Origin of the sequence: Brevundimonas diminuta (assembly GCF_050310045.1) — a bacterium.
GTDB classification, from domain to species: domain Bacteria; phylum Pseudomonadota; class Alphaproteobacteria; order Caulobacterales; family Caulobacteraceae; genus Brevundimonas; species Brevundimonas diminuta_F.
The window spans coordinates 2,321,208-2,342,410 of the sequence record NZ_CP190005.1 but is presented as its reverse complement, the minus strand read 5'-3'; the positions used below and the strand labels follow the sequence as shown (position 1 = coordinate 2,342,410).

At 65.0% G+C, this 21,203-nt stretch carries 15 protein-coding genes and 2 pseudogenes; 6 read left to right on the top strand and 11 right to left on the bottom strand.

Features of this window, described 5'->3' with window-relative positions:
• The first annotated feature begins 75 nt into the window (after window positions 1–75).
• Both ACORJG_RS11315 and ACORJG_RS11310 read left to right on the top strand, forming a co-directional pair.
• A complete protein-coding gene (locus ACORJG_RS11315) occupies window positions 76–1,944 on the top strand; it encodes an AMP-binding protein (RefSeq protein WP_427789113.1) in 1,869 nt (622 codons plus the stop codon).
• A gap of 17 nt (window positions 1,945–1,961) precedes the next feature.
• On the top strand, window positions 1,962–3,182 hold the full coding sequence (locus ACORJG_RS11310; RefSeq protein ID WP_427789112.1) for an acetyl-CoA acetyltransferase: 1,221 nt from the start codon (window positions 1,962–1,964) through the stop codon (window positions 3,180–3,182).
• Between the two features lie 6 nt (window positions 3,183–3,188).
• On the opposite strand, the gene ACORJG_RS11305 is transcribed toward ACORJG_RS11310, so the two are convergent.
• The 10 genes from ACORJG_RS11305 to ACORJG_RS11260 all read right to left on the bottom strand — a co-directional run bounded on the left by ACORJG_RS11305 (window position 3,189) and on the right by ACORJG_RS11260 (window position 15,387).
• Window positions 3,189–3,674 carry a PaaI family thioesterase gene (locus ACORJG_RS11305; protein WP_427789111.1) on the bottom strand — a complete coding sequence of 162 codons (486 nt, stop codon included), beginning with the start codon at window positions 3,672–3,674 and terminating at the stop codon, window positions 3,189–3,191.
• Window positions 3,671–4,618: an NAD(P)H-dependent flavin oxidoreductase gene (locus tag ACORJG_RS11300; protein WP_427789110.1), complete on the bottom strand. Its 948-nt coding sequence runs from the start codon at window positions 4,616–4,618 to the stop codon at window positions 3,671–3,673. Before ACORJG_RS11300 ends, ACORJG_RS11305 begins: the two co-directional genes overlap by 4 nt.
• Window positions 4,615–6,342, bottom strand: a complete 1,728-nt coding sequence (locus ACORJG_RS11295; protein WP_427789109.1) for a class I adenylate-forming enzyme family protein — start codon at window positions 6,340–6,342, stop codon at window positions 4,615–4,617. Before ACORJG_RS11295 ends, ACORJG_RS11300 begins: the two co-directional genes overlap by 4 nt.
• 37 nt (window positions 6,343–6,379) lie before the next feature.
• Window positions 6,380–7,858, bottom strand: coding sequence for a class I adenylate-forming enzyme family protein (locus ACORJG_RS11290; RefSeq protein WP_427789108.1), 1,479 nt, complete (start codon window positions 7,856–7,858; stop codon window positions 6,380–6,382).
• Window positions 7,855–9,084 carry a thiolase family protein gene (locus ACORJG_RS11285; protein WP_427789107.1) on the bottom strand — a complete coding sequence of 410 codons (1,230 nt, stop codon included), beginning with the start codon at window positions 9,082–9,084 and terminating at the stop codon, window positions 7,855–7,857. The genes ACORJG_RS11290 and ACORJG_RS11285 overlap by 4 nt, the downstream gene beginning before the upstream one ends.
• Entirely contained in the window at window positions 9,081–10,763 is a 1,683-nt protein-coding gene (locus tag ACORJG_RS11280; RefSeq protein WP_427789106.1) for an aldehyde dehydrogenase family protein, read from the bottom strand. The genes ACORJG_RS11285 and ACORJG_RS11280 overlap by 4 nt, the downstream gene beginning before the upstream one ends.
• A gap of 3 nt (window positions 10,764–10,766) precedes the next feature.
• Complete coding sequence (locus ACORJG_RS11275) at window positions 10,767–11,912, bottom strand: acyl-CoA thiolase (protein ID WP_427789105.1); 1,146 nt, start codon at window positions 11,910–11,912, stop codon at window positions 10,767–10,769.
• 4 nt (window positions 11,913–11,916) lie between these two features.
• Complete coding sequence (locus tag ACORJG_RS11270) at window positions 11,917–13,377, bottom strand: carotenoid oxygenase family protein (protein WP_427789104.1); 1,461 nt, start codon at window positions 13,375–13,377, stop codon at window positions 11,917–11,919.
• A 91-nt stretch (window positions 13,378–13,468) separates the two neighbouring features.
• Window positions 13,469–14,368 (bottom strand): SDR family NAD(P)-dependent oxidoreductase, encoded by a 900-nt coding sequence (locus ACORJG_RS11265; RefSeq protein ID WP_427789103.1) that lies wholly within the window; start codon window positions 14,366–14,368, stop codon window positions 13,469–13,471.
• Window positions 14,365–15,387, bottom strand: a complete 1,023-nt coding sequence (locus ACORJG_RS11260) for a DUF1295 domain-containing protein (RefSeq protein ID WP_427789102.1) — start codon at window positions 15,385–15,387, stop codon at window positions 14,365–14,367. The genes ACORJG_RS11265 and ACORJG_RS11260 overlap by 4 nt, the downstream gene beginning before the upstream one ends.
• 73 nt (window positions 15,388–15,460) lie before the next feature.
• Between ACORJG_RS11260 and ACORJG_RS11255 the strand changes: the two genes are divergently transcribed.
• Entirely contained in the window at window positions 15,461–17,662 is a 2,202-nt protein-coding gene (locus tag ACORJG_RS11255) for a TonB-dependent receptor (protein ID WP_427789101.1), read from the top strand.
• Between the two features lie 57 nt (window positions 17,663–17,719).
• Here the strand turns inward: ACORJG_RS11255 and ACORJG_RS11250 are convergent, their stop codons facing one another.
• Entirely contained in the window at window positions 17,720–18,670 is a 951-nt protein-coding gene (locus ACORJG_RS11250; protein ID WP_427789100.1) for a winged helix-turn-helix transcriptional regulator, read from the bottom strand.
• Window positions 18,671–19,156: 486 nt separating this feature from the next.
• On the opposite strand from ACORJG_RS11250, the pseudogene ACORJG_RS11245 reads away from it, so the two are divergent.
• From ACORJG_RS11245 to ACORJG_RS11235, 3 genes and pseudogenes are all read left to right on the top strand, one after another.
• Window positions 19,157–19,316: pseudogene (locus ACORJG_RS11245) on the top strand (IS6 family transposase); the annotation flags it as partial.
• Window positions 19,317–19,381: 65 nt separating this feature from the next.
• Window positions 19,382–20,571, top strand: a protein-coding gene (locus ACORJG_RS11240) for an IS3 family transposase (protein WP_427788494.1) whose coding sequence is annotated in 2 segments (ribosomal slippage) — window positions 19,382–19,634 and window positions 19,634–20,571 — 1,191 coding nt in all. Because the reading frame shifts where the segments join, the coding sequence is not laid out codon by codon here.
• Window positions 20,572–20,599: 28 nt separating this feature from the next.
• Window positions 20,600–21,198: pseudogene (locus ACORJG_RS11235) on the top strand (IS5 family transposase); the annotation flags it as partial.
• Window positions 21,199–21,203: the final 5 nt, after the last annotated feature.

The window sequence follows — 21,203 nt, the reverse complement described above, 5'->3', positions numbered from 1 at the left end:
TGACCGGAGAGCAAAACCCACCTCATCTTACTTTTATTAGCAGACCGTCTTCAGGCGGCGATCGGGAGGGGTTTCATGACGTCTTTGAGCACTGGAGAGGCGTCCGCGCCTTGGCGGGCGGCGCCATTTCGGGACGCGGGCCTGCTGCCTGTCGACCTGGATGTGCAGCGGGCGGCGGATGGCGAACTGCGGATGCGGACGCGCATTGCGCTGACCGACCATGACTGGAACCTGCCGCGAGCCTTCGCCGAGGTCGCTGCCCGTCAGGGCGAGATGACGGCGCTGGCGCGGCGTGACCCCGCCGCGGGCGGCGTCTGGACGGCGCAGACCTACAGCGAACTCAAGGCGGCGATGGACGCCGTCACCCAATGGCTGCTGGACCATCCGCAGCATACGGGCGGCCCGGTGATGATGATGGGCGCCAATAGCCTGGCCATGGCGGCCTTTCTGTTCGGCGCTTTGGCGGCGGGCGTACCGACAGCTCCGGTCAGCGCCCATTACGTCATGCTGGGCGGTGATCTGGGGCGGCTGAGGCATGTGATCCACAGCCTGAAGCCTTCGATCCTGCTTGTCGAAGACGCACGCATGGCTGCCGCCGCCATTGATGGGCTGGGCCTCGAAAACACTGTGATCATCACAGCGACGCCGGAAGCCCTGTCGCGGCCTAGCGTGTTGCTGGCCGACGTCATGGCGACACGTCCTGGTCCTTCTGTTGCGGCGGCGATTGCCGAGCTGAAGCCCGATCAGATTGCGCAGTTCATGATGACCTCCGGCTCGACGGGCCTGCCCAAGGTGGTGCCGCTGAGTTTGAGGGCGGTCGCGGCCAATACCGCTCAGGCGGCCCAGGTGGTTGGCGCGGGCTACGCGTGGTCAGGCGATATGCTGGGCTGGATGCCTTGGAACCATGTGGCCGGAGCGGCCACCCTGCGCGCGGTGCTTTTTGCGGGCGGCGCCTTCTATATTGATGACGGCAAGCCCATGCCGGGCCTGTTCGAAGAGTCGATCCGCAATCTGCGCGAACGTCCTGTGCGCTATTACATCAATGTGCCGACGGGCTACGCCATGCTGGCCGATGCGCTGGAGGCTGACGCCGAACTGCGCCGGACCTTCTTTTCGGAACTGCGGGTCATGGTGTTCGGCGGTGCGGCTCTGTCTCAGTCGGTCAGCGATCGGATACAGGCCATGGCTGTGGCCGAGACAGGCCATCGCATCATGCTGACCTCGGCCTATGGCGCGACCGAGACGACAGCGGGCTTCATGGTGGTGCATCAATACACCGATCAACTGGGGCTGGGACTTCCAGCGCCGGGGGTCGAGGTGAAGCTGGTTCCGCACGATGACGAGCGGTTCGAGGTACGCGTGCGCGGTCCCAACGTCATGGCCGGATACCATGATGATGCGCAACGCACGGCCGAGGCGTTCGACGATGAGGGCTTTTATCGCATGGGCGATCTGGCGCGTCTGACGGATCCGGCCGATCCGACACAGGGTGTTTTCTTCGCCGGGCGCATGGCCGATCAGTTCAAGCTGTCGACCGGATCATGGGTGTTCGGCGCTCAGATGCGCGAGGCGGCGTTGCAGGCGCTGGCCCCTCTGGTCGCCGAGGTAGCGCTGTGTGACGACAACCGGCCCTGGCTGGGCGCGTTGGCCTGGCCGTCGCCGGCGGGGATCCAGACCGAGTTGGGGATGGAGGTCGGCGAGGCTCTGGCTTCCGGCGCTCTGGCCGAAGCGGTGCGTGAACGCCTGGCGGCCCACAACGCCACGGCGCACGGCGCCAGCGCCCGCATTGCGCGCCTGGCCTTCCTGACCACTCCGCCCGACCCGAATGCTTACGAAGTCTCGGACAAGGCGACGATCAACCGCCGCGCCGTCATCGACAACCGCAGGGCCCAGGTCGAAGCCCTCTACGCCGAGCCTGCCGGGCCGGGCGTCATCGTCGCCTGAAACAGGGAGAATATCCGATGGTCTATATTCTGGGCGGCTGGCAGTCCGACTTCAAACGCAACTGGGCCCGCGAGGGGCTGGAGATCGGCGACGGCTTCACCGAGGCTTTGCGGGGCGGTCTGGACGCCGTGGACATGGCTCCGGACGAGATCGAGGTCGGCCATGTCGGCAACTTCGTCGGCGACCTGTTCTCGGGTCAGGGGCAACTCGGCGGCTTCTTCGCCATGGCGGAACCGGCCTTCGACGGCGTGCCGACCTCGCGCCATGAAGCGGCCTGCGCCTCGGGCAGCATCGCCCTGCTGGCGGCGATGGCGGATATCGAGTCCGGTCGCTACGGAACCGCCGCTGTCCTGGGGCTGGAGATGATGCGCAACGTGCCGGGCGAGACGGGCGCCGCCTATCTGGGGGCTGCCGCATGGGTGGGGCATGAGTATCAGGACGCGCGCTACGTCTGGCCGCGCGCCTTTTCCGAACTGACCGACGAATACGACCGCCGCTACGGGATCGACGAGGCGCATCTGCGCCGCATCTCTCAGATCAACTTCGCCAACGCCAGGCTGAATCCCCAGGCCCAGACGCGCGACTACGTCTTCACTGACGCCAGCTTCTCGGCGGATGACGAAGCCAATCCGGTGATCGAGGGGCGGGTGCGCAAGAGCGACTGCGGTCAGGTGACGGACGGCGCGGCCATGGTGGTTCTGGCCTCGGCCGAGCGGGCGGCGGACTACGCCCGGCGGCGCGGGGTTCCGCTGGAAAGCCTGCCGCGCATCAAGGGCTGGGGCCATCGCTCGGGGCCGATCAGCTATCAGCGAAAGATCGAAGCCAGCGCGGCGGCCGACTACGTCTTTCCGCAGGTCAAACGCGCCATTGACGAGGCTCGGGCGCGCGCCGGTCTGTCGCTGGACGGCATCGACGCGGTGGAGACGCACGACTGCTTTTCCATGACCGAGTACATGGCCATCGACCATCTGGGCCTGACGGCGCCGGGCGAGAGCTGGAAGGCGGTCGAGGCCGGGGATACCGAGATCGGCGGACGGCTGCCGATCAATCCGTCGGGCGGGCTGATCGGATGCGGCCACCCGGTCGGGGCGACCGGGGTGCGGATGGCGCTGGACGCCTTCCGCCAGACCACGGGGACGGCGGGCGGCTGTCAGGTCGAGGGGGCGAGAAACGTCCAGACTCTGAACATCGGCGGCTCGACCACCACCACTGTCAGCCTGGTGATCGGCCGGGACTGAGTTGACTCAGCCGTCCTGACGCCGGACGCGGATGGCGATGGCGGCCGAGCCGTGGGCGATGGTCAGGCCGTCGGGCGTGGAGACCGTGACTTCCGCCACGACCTTTCGCGTGTCGGCGTAGACGGCGCGGCCTTCGGCGATCAATCGCCCGCAGCCGATCGGCGCGGCGTTCAGAAAGCGCACCGACAGATCGGTGGACAGCAGGAACTCGCCCGGCTTCAGCAGGGTCATTGCCGCTCCGCCGCCGACGATGTCGACCAGGGCCGCCGTCACCCCGCCATGCACCAGGCCGACGAAGTTGGAGTGGCCGGGGTCTATGTCGCATTCCACCTGCATGAAGCCTTCGGCCGCCTCGACCGGCCGGGTGGCCAGGCGGTTGACGAAACCGCCCGGCCATACGGTTTCGATCCAGCGGCGCGCCAGTTCCAGCCCGCTCAGCGCCGGATCAAGGGCGAAGGCGGGCGGCTGGATCATCTGCGGCGAAACGCTCATGCAGCGACGCTCCGGGGCGCGCTCACGCGGGCGAAGCGAGCGGCGGCGGCCCGATACTCGGCTTCCAGCCGGTCCACCAGGACGGCGGTCGGCTCCACGGCGTTGATCTTCTGCAGGCCCTGACCGGCGGCCCAGATGTCGCGCCAGCGCTTGTGCGCGGCGTCGCCGGAATAGTCGCGGGTGATCGGACCGCCCAGCGCATCCGGATCCATGCCCGCCGCGCGCAGGCTGGGCTTGAGCCAGGAGGCCGGTGTGCCGGTGATGGCCGATGAGACGATCAGGTCGTCCGGCCCGCAGTCGACGATCATCTGCTTGTAGGGATCCTGCGCCCGGCTTTCTGCGGCGGCCAGGAAGCGGGTGCCCATATAGACCATGTCGGCCCCCGCCGCGATCGCGCCCGCCACGCCTGCGCCATCGGCGATGCCGCCGCCGATGGTCAGCCAGCCGTAGAAGAACTCGCGCACCGCCGAGACGAAGGCGAAGGGCGACAGGTGGCCGGTGTGGCCGCCTGCGCCGGCGCTGATGCAGGCCAGGCCGTCCACGCCCGCGTCAGCCGCCTTTTTCGCCAAGGCCATGTTGACCACGTCGGCGAACACCAGACCGCCATAAGCCTTGACCGTCTCCATCACCGGCTTGGGCGAGCCCAGGGCGGTGATGACGATGGGCGGCTTGTACTGCGCCACCAGCCTCAGGTCTTCCTCGAGCCGGGCGTTGGTCGAGTGGGTGATCAGGTTGGCCACCCAGGGGCCGTCGCCCGGCGACAGGGCGTCGGTGATCCGGCCCATCCAGGCGTCAAGATCGGCGATTGTGCGGCAGTTGGGCGTGGGGAAGGCGCCCCCGACGCCCGCCTTGCAGGCGGCGATGACCAGTTCCGGCCCGCTGATCAGGAACATGGGCGCCGCGATCACGGGCAGGCGCATCGGGTGGGGGAAGGCGGTGGTCATGCGGATTTCAACTGTTCAGTCTGGTCGCCGAGGGACTGGCGCAGTTCGCGCTTCAGCACCTTGCCGACGGGGTTGCGTGGCAGGATGTCGATGACCTCCAGCCGTTCGATTTGCTTGTAGACGGCGACGTGTTTGTCGGCGGTCAGGAAGCGGTTGATGTCGGCGAGGTCGGCGGTCTGACCCGGCTTGAAGACGATGAAGGCGCACAGGCGCTCGCCCAGATTTGGGTCGGGTGCGCCCACCACGGCCACGTCGGCCACGGCGGGATGGCCCATCAGATGGCCTTCGATCTCTTCGGAGGAGATATTCATGCCGCCGCGGATGATGACGTCCTTCAACCGCCCGACGAAGCGGTAGAACTGCAGTCGGTCGCCAGCCAGTTCGAACAGGTCTCCGGTACGGAACCAGCCGTCTTCGTCAAAGGATCGCGCATTGATTTCGGGCGAGCGCCAATAGCCTGAGAAGATGGTCGCGCCCTTGACGCGTAGCTCGCCGGTGACGCCGGCTTCGGCGATTTCCTGCTCGGTTTCGGGATCGATCAAGCGGGTGAAGATGCGATCATGCAACAGGGCTTTCCAGCGGAACCCTTCGCCCAGGCGCGGAAACAGGGCGGCGCGTTCGGCCGCGTCCGGCACATCCTTCTGGGCGCTGGGAAAAGACGCGCCTTCATTAGAGCCGAAATAGTTGACGATCTGGGCGCCGTACTTCTCGTGGAAGGTACGCACCATCCATTCTGACAGGGGCGCTGAGCCGGATCCGATGGACCGCAGCCGGTCGAAGTCCACGCCTTCCAGCAGAGCTTCATTCTGTAGCAACAGGTTCAGAACGGCGGGCGGGGCGACGGTGTAGTCGATCTTCTCGGCGCGGACCTGTTGCAGGAAGATCTGCAGGTCGAACGGTTGGTGCTGGATCAGCCGCCCGCCCAGCAGCAGCCAGGAGACGAAGCTGGTCGAAATGCCCGCCATATTGACCATGGGGAAGGGGTTCAGCAGCACCGCGCCGGGTTGCAGGTCGGCAGCGTCGGCCACGCCCGCCCCCATGATGATCCACTCATTATGGCTGCGCGGCACGCCCTTGGGTTGGGCCTCGGTGCCGGAGGTCCAGCAGATGGTGACGATGTCGTCGGCGCAGATATTGGCATTGCGAGCGGCGACGCGACCGGCCTCGATCGCGGCGGCATTCAACGCAGATGCGCGGGAGTCGAGGTCGATGGTTCCAGCGGGGGCGTCGCCGCCGACCACCAGGACAGTTTTCAGAGTGGGGGCGCCCGTCTGAACCGACAGCATCATCTCGGCATGGGCGTGCTTGCCTATGCGTGCGGCGGTCACCACGGCCTTGGCGTCGGTCCTGGCGACGATATTGACCAGTTCATGCTCGCGGTACTGGACGGGCGCCGGCGTGATGATGGCGCCCAGACGGATGCAGGCCAGATAGATCAGGCCCAGTTCGATGATGTTGGGCAGTTGCACCACCACCACATCGTCACGCCCCACGCTCATTGCGTGCAGGACAGCGACATAGCGGGCGACCCGATTCTCGGCCTCGGCCCATGTCAGACGAGCGGGGGCGCCGCCCATGATGGCCTCGCGGTTGATGGGGTCGACCACGGATTCAGCGTCCGGCATGGCGGCGACGTGACGACGGAACAGGTCATCCAGCGTCTCTTCGCCCCACCAGCCCCTGGCCTTGAAATCGCGGATGCGCTCCTCCGGCACGACGATCATGCGGTCTTCTCCCTGGTTTTCTTTTTGGGTCTTCCGGTCATTGAGGCGCCGGATAGATCAGTGACTTCACCTCGCCGCGCACCACCTTGCCGACCGGATTGCGGGGTAGGGCGGCGATGACGTGAAGAGCCTTGGGCGTGCGCACCGGACCGACCGTCTCGCGCACAAAGGCGATTAGGGCGGCGGGTGTGACTGCGTAGTCATGGAGGGCGACTACAGCTTCCAGCCGCTCGCCCCAGACATCATCGGCGATACCGAAGGCGCAGGCTTCGCGCACCGCCGGGTGGGCGTTCAGCGCCGCCTCCACCTCGCCGGGGTAGATGTTGTAGCCGCCGCTGATGATCAGCTCTTTCGAGCGGCCCTGCAAATATAGATAGCCGTCCGCGTCCAGCCGCCCGATGTCGCCGGTCTTCAGCCAGCCGTGGTGGCGAGCGCGCGCAGTTTGCTCTGGATCGTCCAGATAGACGGTGGCGGTCAGGTCGCCGCGAACCAGAATCTCGCCTTCACCCTCTTCTGTTCTGATCTCGCCATCGGCGTCCAGCAGGGCGACCGGGGTGTGCGGGAACAGCCGTCCGACCGAGGCGTACAAATCGGGTCTCGCCATCTCTGCGGGTGACAGGCCCGCGATGGTCATGGGGGCTTCGGTCTGGCCGTAGAGGGTCGAGAGCACCGGCCCGAACCGGGCCAGTGCTTCGGCGATCCGTGCGGGCGGCATGGGGGCGGCGGAATAGGTCAGGTGGCGCAGTCGGGCGAAGTCGCCGGGGCCAAAGCGGCCTTCCTCCATCAGCAGATAGATCAGGGTTGGCGGCATGAAGACAGTGGTGATCCGGGTCTTCAGTTCGCGCAGGATGGCCTCGCGCTCGGGCTTGTCCAGCAGAACATGGGCCCCGCCCGCCGCCAGCACCGGCACGATGTAATGCGAGGCGCCGTGCGTAAGAGGCGCGACGGCCAGGTTCACGTCGTCAACGCCGAAATTGTAGAAGTTCTGGAGCGAAGCTAGGGCCGCGGCGGCGCTGCGGGCGCTTTGCAGCACGCCCTTGGGTACGCCGGTCGAGCCCCCGGTGAACTTCAAGGCGAAGGGCCGGTCGGGATCGTCGCACATTGGAGGCAAGATCGACGGATCGACTGGGGCCGGGCGCCAGTCGTCGAGCGCCAGAGGGAGGGTCGTTTCGCCGATGGCATCTGCGGAGGCGGCGTCGTGCAGGGTCAGCTTTAGACGGGCGCGCTGCTGGAACAGGCTGTTCAGCTGCGCTCCGTTGCGCGGGTTCAGCGGTGTCCAGACCGCCCCGGCGCGCAGGATGGCGAGATAGGCGATTACATGATCGGCGCTGTTGGCGGCGCATAGGCCGATACGGTCACCCGGCGCCACGCCGCGTACGATCAGGTCAGCGGCGCCCGCCTCCACACGGTCGATCAACTCGCCATGGCTGATCGTGTGGTCGCCGTTGAACAGGGCGGGGCGGTCGCGCTTGTCGAACTGGCCGTTGTAGAGGGCGCGGATCGGGTGCCGGATCATACCGCCGGGCACTCCAGGATAGTGACGACGGTCGCCGCCTCCTCGACGCCCAGGAAGCCGCCGCCGTTCTCGGCTACGGCGATGCGGGCGCCTTCGATCTGACGCGCTCCGGCTTCACCGCGCAGGTGCTGGATCAGTTCGTAAAGTTGACCGATGCCCGTCGCGCCGACCGGGTGACCCTTGGCCACCAGACCGCCGGACGGATTGACCGGGGTGCGGCCGCCTAACGCGAAATCGCCCGCCTTCAGCCGCGCGCTGACCTCGCCCGGGACGGCCAGACCCAGGTTCTCGATCTGCTGAACCTCGGCATAGCTGGTGGCGTCATGAACCTCGGCCACATCCACTTCGTCGGCTCCCAGACCGGCTTGCTCGTAGGCGGCGCGGGCGGCGCGGCGGCCTATGTGGTTGGCGTAGTCGTCGGGCGCGCGGTCGGCGGCGCTGACCAGGGCGCAGCCGCGCACCCGCACGGCGCGGGATGCGGCGCCCAGCCGGGTCAGCCCTTTGGCCGAGCAGACCACCATGGCCGCAGCGCCGTCGCTGACGGGGGCGCACATGGCGCGGGTGAAAGGGAAGACGATCGGCTTGTCGGCCAACACCTGTTCGACCGTCATGGGCGTCCGGTACTGGGATTTGGGGTTGAAGGCGGCGGCGCTGTGGTTCTTGGCGGCGATGCGGGCGAAGTCTTCCTGCGTCGTGCCGAAGCGCGCCATGTGGGCGCGGGCCTGGGCGGCGTACAGGTCCATGAACAGGCTGCGGCCCTCGCACGGCGCCGCGCCGCCCATGGAGGCTATATAGGCCAGTACGCCCTCGCGATCATGGATATCGGTCCCGCCCATGAAGGCGGCGGCGACACGTTCGGGCCGGTCTGGAAAGACCATTTTTTCGGCTCCGACGACCAGAGCGACATCGCCGGCGCCCGCGCGCAGCCACTGGATCGCCTGATAGAGGGCGGTCGAGCCTGAGGCGCAGGCGTTCTCGACATTGGTCACGGGGATGTTCGTCAGGCCCAGCGGACGCAGGGCGATCTGGCCACGCACCGTGTTCTGACCCTCCAGCATGGGCTGGCGGGTGTTGGAGAACCAGGCGGCTTCCACGTCGCGGACTTCAGCGCTCGCATCGGCAAGGGCGTCCCGCACGGCTTCGGCGGTCAGGCTTTTGACCGTGTCTGCGGGTCGCTTGCCCAGAGCGGTCATCGACACGCCGGCGATGAACACCGGCTGGCTCATTTCGCTGGCCGGCGACGCTGGACGATGCGGAAGCGCGAGGCGACGAAGGCGAGGTCGGCGAGGCAGGCGTTGCCCGCCGGGTTCAGACCGCTGACGTGATAGTCGCTATAGGCGGCGGCGAAGTTGATCCACATCGCCCCGGTCAGATTGATCGTCAGATTGGCCCCGGCCTGCTCATAGAGCGGCGTTGAACGGTCGATGAAGGCCTCGTCCGTCGAATAGAGGTAGGAGGAGATCGAGCCTTTGGTGCGGGCCAGATGGGTCGCCTCGGCCACGGCGGCGTCAGCCTCCATCACCACGACGAACAGGACCGGGCCGAAATGCTCTTCCGCGTAGAGGTCGGGCGCCGACCCATCGACGCCCAGCACCAGTGGAGTCAGGGTGCGGGCCTTGGGGAATTGCGGGTGAGCATAAGGCGCGGCCTCACGCAGTACGCGGATGCCAGAGCGGCCTGCGACGGCGGCGCGTACGTCGGCCACAGCCTTCAGGCTGACCTCGCCCTGGATCGCGCCCATGATCCCGGCGGCCATGGCTGGGTCGTCTGCAATGGCGTTGATCTGGGCGACCAGGGCGTCGGCGAAGGCGTCGGCCAGTGGCGGGGCGACATAGACGACTTGCGGGCTGGTGCACATCTGGGCCGAGAACAGGCTGGCGGCGCGGGCCACGGCGCGGGCGGCGGCGTCCAAATCGGCGACGGACTCGACCACCACGGTGTTGACGCCCGCTGTCTCGGTGAACAGCAGCTTACCCGTCACCGACCGTTCCAGATGGCCGCCGTAGCGGAGGCTGCCGGTGAAATCGACGATCTGGACGGCGGGATGATCGATCAGAACCTGGGCCACCGGCTCAGCCAGGGTGTCGACGGCCAGGGTGATCAGGTCGGGAGCAAAGCCGAAGTCGGCCAGAACGCGGCGGCACTCACGCGCCACGATGGCCATGGGCAGGATGGCGATGGGGTGGGGCTTGAGGATCACCGGATTGCCCGTCGCCAGACTGGCGAAAAGGGCTGGATAGGCGTTCCAGGTCGGGAAGCTGGCGCAGCAGATGACCAGACCGAGCCCGCGCGGGACCAGGGTGTAGATCTTGTTGAGGCTGACGGTGTCGCCCGCGAAGTCGCGTTCGTAGCGAGCGCTGCGCGTCACGTCGCGCATGGCCTTGGCGGCATAGGCCAGGGCTTCGATGCCCCGGTCCAGGGCGTTGGGGCCGGAGCCGCTGAAGGCTTGCGTATAGCTCTGACCCGCGACGTGCATGACGGCCTGAGCCATCTCGAAGTTCACGTCATACAGACGGGTCGCCATCTCGGCGCACAGGGTCAGACGCAGTTCGGGATCAGCCGCACGCCAGTCGGGCCAGGCGGTCTGGGCGGCGGCGATGAGAGACTCAGGATCGCAACGCGGATAGGTGATCCCCAGCGCCTCGCCGGTGAAGGGCGAAACTTCGGAGCCGACACGGTCGATCATACCGGGCTGGTCCAGATCGAAAGGACGCTTCAGCTGGTCTTCAAATGCAGCCTTCCCCGCAACAGGCTTGTCGGGACCGTGGATTCTGGTCGATGGCGAATCCTGAAAGGGTGACCAGGCGGCGCGGCTGGCTACTGCCTTGATGGCTGAAGCTATCAGATTGGCATGGCGGTCGATGAGGGCGCGGCGCGCTTTGTCGACGGGAAAGGCGGCGTTCATGGCTCAACCCATCCGTTCCACGATCATGGCAGATCCGACGCCCTGCGCGCCTGAGGCGACGACCAGGCCGTAACGACCTTCGCAGGCGTCCAGCGCATCGAGCAGGGACGACAGCAGGATGGCGCCGGTCGCCCCCATCGGATGTCCCTTGGCCAGATGGCCGCCGCCGACGTTTGTTCTGTCAGCATGGTCCGGGTGCTCGCGCAGGAATTTGGCGATGACGACGGCGAAGGCTTCCATGAACTCGATGCGGTCCATGTCCGCCAGCGTCAGCCCGACCTTGTCCAGCACGCGCTCCATCGCCGTGAAGCCCGCGGTCAGGGAGGCGGCAGGGTCGCCTCCGGCTTCGACCCAGCCGAGGATGCGCGCGCGCGCGCCTTCGGCTGAACCGGACACCAGGGCCAGACCGGCGCCGTCGCTCATCGGCGGGGCGTGGGCTACGGTGTGGCGGTGATCAAGGGCGCGGCCTTCCAGCGCGTCGGTATAGGGCGCGGCCAGGGTGGAGAAGGCGCAGGGCAGAGCGGCCAGGCTGTCAGCCGTGGTTTTGGCCCTTGCGCCTTCTTCGCGGTCCAGACCGTTCAGGGGAATGCGCGAGGCGTTCAGGGCTGTGCCTTCTGCGGCCGCGGTGCGCTGCTGCGAGGTCAGGGCGGCAGCATCCAAATCGGCGCGGGTGACGCCTGTGTCTTCGGCCAGACGATCGGCGGCGACGGCGACGGGGATGTAGCGGGTGCGCGGCGGGAAGCTCGCATCCTCATAATAATCGGCCTTGTCGCCCATAAAGGGGACGCGCGACATCATCTCGACGCCGCCTGCCAGTGCGGTCTGGACGGCGTCGGTCTGGACCATGGCGGCGGCCTGTCCCACGGCTGTCAGGCCCGAGACGCAGAAGTTGTTCAGGCTGAAGGCGAAGGCGCCGTCGTCCAGCTCTGCGTGCAGCTTGGTGATCAGGGCGATATTGCCGCCCTGAGCCCCGACCTGGCCGACGCAGCCAAGGATCAGGGCGTCAGCGGCGCGGGGCGCGCTGCTGCGTGTCTCCATGGCGTCGACCAGACCTGTGATCAACTCGTGCGGCTTCAGGGCGGCCAGGCCGCCGTCGGGTCGGGCCTTGCCGCGCGGGGTGCGGACGGCGTCGTGAATATAGGCGTTCATCGGTCTATCCCTTCGCCATCTGGTCGCCACGCGCCCAGGTTCCATGGAAGCCGGCAGGCACCCGTGCGGGCAACAGCACGCGGGCGACTGGCCCGGCCTCGAAGTTCTGAGCGTCGATCACCTGGACCTCGGAGCGGCCTGTATTCTCGTCGGTGGCGAAGACGATGACGTAGCCGTCGTCTTCGCTCTCTGGGTTCAGGCGCGGGGCGAAGGCGGGTTCTGACCCGAACATCTGCGGCTCGAAGTCATAAGTCCGCGCGGCGCCGCTGATCAGGTCGTATTTGATCAGGCCCTTGAAGCGCTGCAGCTCTGTCTTCGACATGGCGACGTGATAGGACCAGCGGGTCTGGCGTGACGCGTAGTCGAGATTGACCACGGGAAACTCGCCGATGCGGTCGTCCAACTGGCGCTTCTTCACCTCGCCTGTCCGCATGTTCATCCGCCATTCGACGGGCACGGCGTTCAGCGCCAGCACGTTCACCATGGCCGCATAGGGGCCGTAGTCGGGATTCAACGGATAACCGTTGGGCGTCATCATGCAGGCGGTCATGACGACCTCGTCGCCGTCCTCCCAGCTGTTGGCGACGTGATAGATGTAGCAGCTGTCGGTCTCGAACCAGCGGATCTGGTCGCCTCGGCCCCGACGCGGAGCCACGCCGAATCGCGCAGGCTGGTCGGCGAAGTGGATGTTCCACTGGCTCTTGCGCAGGCCCGCCTCGGTGAAGACCACCGGCAAGTCGTGCAGGATGACGTAGTTTTCGGTCAGCCCCATATCGTGCGGCAGGCGCGGACCGGGCAGTTCGACGCGCTCGAAATGAGTCAGCTCATTCTGGGCGCTGACCGTGCCGTAGGTCATCCATGGCTCGTAGAGGGAATAGTCGAAAAAGACGAACTCGCCGGTGCGCGGGTCGATCTTGGAATGGGCCGAAACGTGGCGGGGCAGCCTGCCGCCAAAAGTCTCTATGCCGATGGTCTCCAGCGTGCGGGCGTCGACCCGGACCGGGTGGCCCGAGATGTACCACAGGGCCATCAGCGAGCCGTTGTGCAGGACGACATCGGTATTGGCCGTGTCTTTGTAGACCTTGTCCCCGCGCGTTGACGACGGGTCGATCCGGGCTGATGGATACATGACGCCGCCCGCGCCACAGCCGCCGCTCAGGTCGGCTATATTGTCCGGCGAGCGGACGAAGCGGTTGCGGTATTCGGCCTTGCCGTTCTCGAAATAGATGGCGTGCAACATTCCGTCGCCGTCGAACCAGTGATGCATCCCTTCGGGGGCGCGGGCTGGGTTCGGGCCGTTACGATAAAAGCAACCGTAGAGGTCCCGGGGTATCTCTCCGATGACCTCAAGCTCCAGGGCTGTCGTCTCGCGCGCCACTGGCTCGAAGGCTCCCTGAAGGTAGGGGTTCAGCGCGTTCAATGAACTGAGCGGGCCTGTTTCGATCCGGCGTGCATCGTCGGCCATGACGGCGTTTCCTTCCCTGTGGGCGAGTTCGGTCGGACCGCGCCCATCCTTGTATAAACAGACCATGGGCAATGCAGTCGCTTAACGCAAGTTAGTTTGTAGAGGCCTTTGGGGGTATGGTCTCCATCAGTTGGTCAAAGGCGGCGTTGCCGTCGCTGAAGGTTTTCCAACCGTTCAGTTCCATCAGTGCAGCGGCTTGGGCTGACAGTTCGTCTGGTGTCGGCGCGGCCGAAAAGATCAGCCCGGCGCCTTCTATGCGGGCGGCCGGGCGCACGGCTCCGGCGCCGGCGACCAGGGTCTGGCCGTTCAGGGGGCAGGCGGGCGACATCAGCCAACTGGCGACCGGCGCGACCCGATCCGGTCCCATGCGAACAGCGTTGCCCTCATCGAGGTAATTGGCCGTCATGCCGGTCGCGGCGTAGGGCGCGATGGCGTTGCAGGCTACGCCATGCTCGGCGCCCTCCAGAGCGATGACCTGCGCCAGTCCGATCAGGGCCGCTTTGGACGAGGAATAGGCCGCCATGCCGTGCACGCCGTGCAGGCCCGCCGCTGAGGTCGACATCAGGATGCGTCCTGATCCCTGGGCTCGTAGATGACGATAAATGGGCAGTGTCGGCGTGAGTGAGCCGAAGAAATTGACCTCGAACACCTGTCGGAAATCTTCTGCAGTCTGTTTGTGCAGTGTTTGGGCTTCTGGCGCGCCGGCGTTGTTCAGCAGCCCGTCGAGGCGGCCGAAAGCGTCCAGCGCAGCGTTCAGCAGTCGCTCGCCGGAATCTGCCTCCTCTACCGCCAGGGGCATGGCTATGGCCTGACCGCCGAGAGCATGGATCTCATCCACGACTGCTTCGGCGGATCCAGCTGCAGTCGCCGCCCTTGGCCGTGTGTTGACGATGATGCGGGCGCCGCGCCGCGCCAGATCTAGCGCATAGGCGCGGCCCAGTCCTCGACCCGCGCCGGTGACGATAATGACCTGACGTTGAAGCGTGCTCATGCGTCGGCTCCTGCGGATTTAGCGGCCTTGGGGCGGGGCCAGGGCAGGAAGCGCGGCGTGCGGGCGCAATAGGCGGCCCAGTGCTCGGGTCGGGTGCGCGCCATGTGCTGTTCCTTGAACGGCGCCGCTGAGGCGTAGCCCATGAACCAGCCTGTATAGAGCGGGGCCAAAACCGTGACCCAGCCCCAGGGATGGGTGAGGGCCAGCACGAACCAGCCTGCCCACATGACGCTTTCGCCCAGATAGTTGGGATGCCGCACTATGGCCCAGACGCCGTAGTCCAGCAGGCGGCCCTTATTGGCGGGGTTGCTCTTGAAAGCCGCAAGCTGGCGGTCAGCCGACGCTTGAAGCGCGAACCCGCCCAGCCAGATCGCGAGGCCGCAAACCATCACGATCCAGGGATGTGGCGTGGGCGCAGTCAGGATGAAGGCGAAGGGCGCGCACCATAGCCAGACGGTCACGCCTTGCAGCAGATGAACTTGAAAGGCGCTCCACCATAGCCAGGACGATCCGAAGTTCTTGCGCCAGTAGGCATAAGGCTGACGCTCGGACCGGATATTATGGCCCCAGGTCTGAACGACCAGACGCAGGGACCAGATGATGAGACTGCTCAGGAACAAGCCGCTGAGCATATCCAGCGCGTGTCCCGCCAGGATGAATACGGTTCCCGCGGCGGCCAGCGGCGCCAGGGGATAGACGACGTCCATCAATCCATGGTTGTGCCGAAGGGTTCCTACCAGCCACCCAAATGCGAGGACAGCCAGCACGCCGCCGCCGCTGGCGATCCAGATGAAGAAGCTTTCACGAAGGGGAGAAGGCGGAGTCGCGAATGCTATGCCGAAGACTACAAGCGGCGCCGCCATCATCGCGTAATGCCATGCTTTGCCGCGTGTTTTTGCGGGCATGGCCATAAGCCAGATCTCCACGAGACAGCCCCAGCTGAGTACGGCGAACGCCCATCCATCCCACTCCACGGCCTTTCTCCCCCTTATCACTTGCATAAAAAGACTTGCAAACACGGTTCGCTAGCGCAAGCTTCATTCGACCGAGGAGCATCCGATGAACGGAGCCGGGGAGGTCAGGGAGGGAAACATGAGAAAGACCGCATTCAGCGCGTCGGCTGTTACGCTGCTGTTGGCGGCGGGACTGGCCGCGCCGGCCATGGCGCAGTCGGCCCAGTCCGAAGCCGCCGTCACGGTCGGCGACGTCGTCGTGACGGCCCAACGCCGCGAACAGAGCCTTCAGGATGTGCCGATCGCCATCACCGCCTTCAACGCAGAAGCGCTGGAGCGCACGGCCGCGACCGGAATTCAGGATGTGGCGGGCAAGGCGCCGGGCGTGACCCTGACCCAGTTCAACATCGGCGAGCCGCAGATCTTCATCCGCGGCGTGGGTACGTCCAGTGATTCCGCCGCCAGCGACCCGTCGATCGGGGTGTCGATCGACGAGGTGTCCATAGGCCGTTCAGGCGGAAGTTCGCTGGGCTTCCTTGATATCGAGCGGGTCGAAATCCTGCGCGGGCCGCAAGGCACCCTGTATGGGCGCAACGCCTCGGGCGGGGCGATGAACATCTATACGAAACGGCCGCGTTTCGAGAATTCGGGCATGATCAAGGCCCGGGTCGGCAGCTTTGAGGATCGCGGGCTGGAGTTGATGCTCAACCGGCAGTTCAGCGAAGAAACGGCTGGTCGTATTGCGATGCAGTGGAACGACAACGACGGCTACGCCAAGAATGTGACGACCGGCGGCGGGTTGGAAGGCGGCGAGCAATTCGGCGTCCGCGCTCAGGTTCTGCATGAGAAGGGCGACTGGAGCTTCCTGGGCGGCGTCGACTATTCAAAGGATGACATGCAGGGGCACGCTCGTATCCCTGTGATCGCATCCTCGACGTCTCCGGTCTTTGTAAGCATGATCGACCGCATCCGTCAGGGCATGGATGTGCGAACCAGCTATTCCTCGGCCGACAACTATCAGGTGCGTGAAAACTGGGGCCTGACCGGGCGGGCGCAATGGTCGGGCGGGCGGCATTTCGACGTTATCTCCCTGTCGTCCTATCGCAGCAATGACTATAGCTGGCGGGACAATCTGGGCGGCATTCCGTTCCCCGACTTCCCGTTGGCCGTCGACAACAGCGCCAGTGAAGCGGCCACGCAGTTCAGTCAGGAACTGCGTCTTGCGTCCAAGGCGGACTCGCGCATCGACTGGGTCGCCGGGATCTATTACTTCCGTGAAAAGGTCGATCGTAGCGAACGCTATGAGGTTCAGACCGCCTTGCCGATCGCACCGCCCAACTTTGGCGGGGATACGGTGTTTGATCAGTATGCGACCAACACCAGCTATGCGATCTTCGGGCAGGCGACGATTCCATTCGCCGAAATCTGGGAACTGACGCTGGGTGCGCGCTGGACGCACGACAAGCGCGACGTTCACCAGATCGCCATCGACATGGAGGGCGGCGCTAATCCGCCGGTCGGCATCCCGCTGGGGCCGACAGGCAGCCCGTTCGACACAAAGGGCAGCGCATCCTTCGAGGAGCCGACCTGGAAGGTGGCTCTGGCGGTTGAGCCGGTCAAGAATATGCGTTTCTACGCCAGTTATGATCGTGGTTATAAGGCCGGCGCCTTCCCCAGCACGGCGCAGACCGCCGTTCAGGCCACGACGCCGTTGCGTTCAGAGCTGCTCGACAACTATGAAATCGGGGCCAAGACGACGCTGGCGGGTGGTCGCCTGCGCCTGAACGCCGCGGCCTTCATGCTCGATTACACGGATCTGCAGGTCTATGAGTTGCTGGGACTGACGCTGGTGACGTCCAACGCAGGCGCGGAAATCAAGGGCTTTGAGCTCGAAAGCGCCCTAGCGGTGAACCACAACATCACCATTGGCGGCTCCTACACACAACTGGACACCAAGTTCACCTCTGACGCCGTGTCGGGCAATCTTGCTCTGCCTTACAAGGGCAATGCCCTGTCGCGTTCGCCGGAAAGTCAGTTCACGTTTTATGCGGACGGTCAGTGGGATGTCTGGGGCGGCATCCTGTCCGCTCGTGCAGATTACCAATGGACGGATGACTTCTATTTCGATCCGTCGAACGCCCCGGAAGTTCTGGTGTCTTCCTATGGTCTGATCAGCGCTTTTGCATCGTGGGAAAGCGCTGATGGCCTCAAGTTCTCTGTCTACGGCAAGAACCTGGGCGATACTGAGTACCAGCAGCACATCATCAAAAACGCCAACATCGGATTCAGCGTTTTCGGCGCGCCGCGTTCATTTGGAGTGGCGGTCAGCAAGACATTCTGATGTAGGCTAAGCAACTGAAATATCCGCCTGCCTGGCTCTGTTCCGGCGGGCGGATATCTAGTTGAGAGGCGGAGGGGAGGCGGCTTCGACCTCCCAGCGAATACGGCGAGGGTCCATTGGCTCACCGCTGTCGATGTCGCAAACTACCGGTGTGATCGCCTCGCCGCTGATACGGTCCACCAGGCTCAAGGGAGCCTCTTCAGGTTTGACCAGCCAGCGCTGGCTCCAGCCGTGCATGGCCAAGACTATGGGATATAGCGCCAATCCAGCTTTGGTCAGGCGATACTCGTACCGCAGGGGCGCGGTTTGATAGGGCCGTTTTTCCAGCACGCCGTGCAGCACCAGGCGATTCAGCCGGTCGGCCAGAATATTGGTGGCTACACCCAAAGCGGCATGAATTTCATCGAAACGGCGTAACCGGAAGTAGGCCGCCGACAGAACCGCCCAACTCCAATAATCACCCATGATGTCGGTTGAGCGATCGATAATCGGGCGATCGGTTTCTATTGGTTTAGATCGTCTGCGGCGTGACGTTGGCGCAGGTATGACCACAAGACCGGGTCCAGGCCGCCAATCTACATTTTCTGCGCGCACCTCGCCGCCGTGTGCGCGGGTGAGGACCGCAGGCCTTAGTCGGCGTCCTGTCTCACGATCATAAAAGGCGATGGCGTAACGTTCTTGAAGCGGAGACTGCGCCCAGACCCTCTCCCACTGGCCCTGGACCACCGCCACACCGAACATGTCGATGCCCATTTCGGTTAGACGGTATTCTGTGCGCTTGCCTGTATCGATCTGAGTTTGAGCGAGAAGACCTGCCGCGACAAGTTTCTGTAGTCGGTCCGTCAGTACGCTGCGGGGAGCGCCCAGGCGCTCACGCCAGACGCTGAAACGACGCACTCCATAGAAGGCTTCCCGCATGATGAGTTGGGTCCAGGCATCTCCGATGATGGCGAAGGCTCGCGCGACGGGATTACCCATGATCAGGGAGCGGATGTCAGGTTCTGTCAAATTTCCTGCCTAGACTGGCGTAGCCTGTGGCTCCTGTGCGCCAGCAAAAGACGCTTCTGGCCGCGGCAACTATATGCAGTTTGTAGCGGCAGACCTACTGCCGGTCGGAACCGCCGTCAAATAGGGTTATGGACTGGAAAAAAGACGGATCGCCAATACGCATTGGTTGATGCATGGAATTCAAACCTGAAAATCGACCGCCATCAGAAGCTTAGTGGTGGCATGATAAACTGGCAGGAAATAGTGCACCATTCGAACTGGCGGGGTCGTTTCGTGGAATGGCCACAACGGGGAGCCGTCCACACTTGGCGCATATCCGTCTGCGGCGTAATCGCAAAGCTATGGTCATCCAAACTTGGCGCGAATGTAGTCGAAGCGTGAGCGAGCGATCATGAACCCGCCCTGGTGCTGTCAGTCTAACGCTAACTTGTCTCCACTGAAGGTCGGCGTAAACGGTTGATCGGGAACGCATTTTATGAAGCTTCTATGTTCAGGCACCATCGGTTCCCGGCGGATGTGATCCGTTAAACGGCATGGCTCTACTTCCCGCCTCAATCTGAGCCTGCGCGACGTCGAGGAAATGCTGGCCCAGCGTGGAATCGAGGTCAGTTACGAGACGATCCGGAGCTGGACGCGGGAGTTCGGACTGACGTGACCCCCTGAATCTCCTCCAGGAATAACTAGAGTCCGCCCTAAAGAAGGACGGACAGAATGAAGCGATCAAGGTTCACAGAAGAGCAGATCATCGGGATTCTGCGGGAGCAGGAGGCCGGTGTGACGACGGCGGAGGTGTGTCGGCGTCACGGGGTCAGCTCGGCGACCTTTTACAAATGGAAGGCCAAGTTCGGCGGGCTCGACGTGTCGGAGGCTCGGCGGCTGAAGACGCTTGAAGACGAGAACGCCCGGCTCAAGCGGATGCTGGCGGACGCGATGCTGGACAACGTGGCCCTGAAGGACCTGCTGGGAAAAAAGTGGTGACGCCCGCCGGTTGGCGCGAGGCGGCTGGTCATCTGCAGGCCGCCTACGAGTTGAGCGAAAGGCGGGCGTGCCGTGCTCTGGGCGTCGATCGGACGAGCGTGCGCTATCAGGCGACGCGGCCGGACGACGGCGCCCTGCGCGACCGGTTGAAAGCCCTCGCCCAGGAGCGTCGCCGGTTCGGCTATCGCCGCCTGCACGTCCTGCTGCGGCGCGAGGGCCATGCGGTCAACAAGAAGCGGGTCCAGCGGATCTATCGCGAGGAACGGCTGACGGTGCGCCGGCGCGGCGGGCGGAAGCGAGCGATGGGCACGCGGCGACCGCTGGACCTGCCGCTGGTCGCCAATCAGCGCTGGTCGCTGGACTTCGTCGCCGACCAGATGACGGACGGGCGGCGCTTGCGCATCCTGACGGTGATCGACAACTGCACCCGCGAATGCCTGGCGCTGGTGGCCGATACCTCGCTGTCGGGCGCGCGAGTGGTGCGGGAGTTGGACGCCGTCATCCGGCAGCGGGGCCGACCGGACACCATCGTCAGCGACAACGGCACGGAATACACTTCGAACGCCGTCCTGGCCTGGGCCGACGACACCGGCGTCGGCTGGCACTACATCGCACCAGGCAAGCCCCAGCAGAACGGCTTCAACGAGAGCTTTAACGGGCGCCTGCGTGACGAGTTGCTGAACGAGACGCTGTTCCGCTCCCTGCCGCACGCCCGCGCGGTGCTGGAGGTTTGGCGGCGCGATTACAACGAGAGGCGACCGCACTCGAAACTCGGCTGGCTGACGCCGCAGGCCTACGCGCACACCCTTGCTGGAAACGTCGGGCGGTCTGCTGCGCTGGTTGAGGGCTGCGCAGGCCGCCCTATTGCCAACCCAGCCAACCTCTACTCAGATCAACCTCGGACTCTCGTTATGGCTGGATGAGAAACGGGGGTCACGTCAGGCGGCGGCCTACGGGCCGCACAAGACCCTCTACAACCGCTGGAAACGGTGGAGCGAGGCTGGTGTCTTCATCCGGATGATGGAGGGCCTGTCCGGGGCTCAGACCGAACGCCGCACCGTCATGATCGACGCGACCTATCTGAAGGCGCACCGCGCGGCTTCGAGCCTACGGGTAAAAAAGGGGGCCTTGGGCGGCTGATCGGACGCACGAAAGGCGGCATGAATACCAAGCTTCACGCAGTGACCGATGCCAGCGGACGCCCCTTCAGCCTGTTCATGGCGGCGGGCCAGGTCAGCTACTACACCGGCGCCGCCGCTCTGTTGGACAGCCTTCCACGGGCGCAGTGGCTACTGGGTGATCGAGGTTATGACGCCGATTGGTTCAGGGACGCCTTGCAAGCCAAGGGGATCACGCCATGCATCCCTGGCCGCAAATCCCGCACTGAACCCATCCGCTACGACAGGCGCCGATACAAACGGCGCAACCGTATTGAGATCATGTTCGGCAGGTTGAAGGACTGGCGACGGGTCGCCACGCGCTATGATCGCTGCCCAACCGTCTTCCTGTCCGCCATATCCCTCGCCGCTACCATCCTGTTCTGGCTATGAGTCCT

What these genes read in the sequence shown, in the direction of transcription:
- ACORJG_RS11315 (WP_427789113.1), top strand. Translation starts at nt 76, where the DNA reads ATGACGTCTTTGAGCACTGGAGAGGCGTCCGCGCCTTGGCGGGCGGCG.
- ACORJG_RS11310 (WP_427789112.1), top strand. Translation starts at nt 1,962, where the DNA reads ATGGTCTATATTCTGGGCGGCTGGCAGTCCGACTTCAAACGCAACTGG.
- ACORJG_RS11305 (WP_427789111.1), bottom strand. Translation starts at nt 3,674, where the DNA reads ATGAGCGTTTCGCCGCAGATGATCCAGCCGCCCGCCTTCGCCCTTGAT.
- ACORJG_RS11300 (WP_427789110.1), bottom strand. Translation starts at nt 4,618, where the DNA reads ATGACCACCGCCTTCCCCCACCCGATGCGCCTGCCCGTGATCGCGGCG.
- ACORJG_RS11295 (WP_427789109.1), bottom strand. Translation starts at nt 6,342, where the DNA reads ATGATCGTCGTGCCGGAGGAGCGCATCCGCGATTTCAAGGCCAGGGGC.
- ACORJG_RS11290 (WP_427789108.1), bottom strand. Translation starts at nt 7,858, where the DNA reads ATGATCCGGCACCCGATCCGCGCCCTCTACAACGGCCAGTTCGACAAG.
- ACORJG_RS11285 (WP_427789107.1), bottom strand. Translation starts at nt 9,084, where the DNA reads ATGAGCCAGCCGGTGTTCATCGCCGGCGTGTCGATGACCGCTCTGGGC.
- ACORJG_RS11280 (WP_427789106.1), bottom strand. Translation starts at nt 10,763, where the DNA reads ATGAACGCCGCCTTTCCCGTCGACAAAGCGCGCCGCGCCCTCATCGAC.
- ACORJG_RS11275 (WP_427789105.1), bottom strand. Translation starts at nt 11,912, where the DNA reads ATGAACGCCTATATTCACGACGCCGTCCGCACCCCGCGCGGCAAGGCC.
- ACORJG_RS11270 (WP_427789104.1), bottom strand. Translation starts at nt 13,377, where the DNA reads ATGGCCGACGATGCACGCCGGATCGAAACAGGCCCGCTCAGTTCATTG.
- ACORJG_RS11265 (WP_427789103.1), bottom strand. Translation starts at nt 14,368, where the DNA reads ATGAGCACGCTTCAACGTCAGGTCATTATCGTCACCGGCGCGGGTCGA.
- ACORJG_RS11255 (WP_427789101.1), top strand. Translation starts at nt 15,461, where the DNA reads ATGAGAAAGACCGCATTCAGCGCGTCGGCTGTTACGCTGCTGTTGGCG.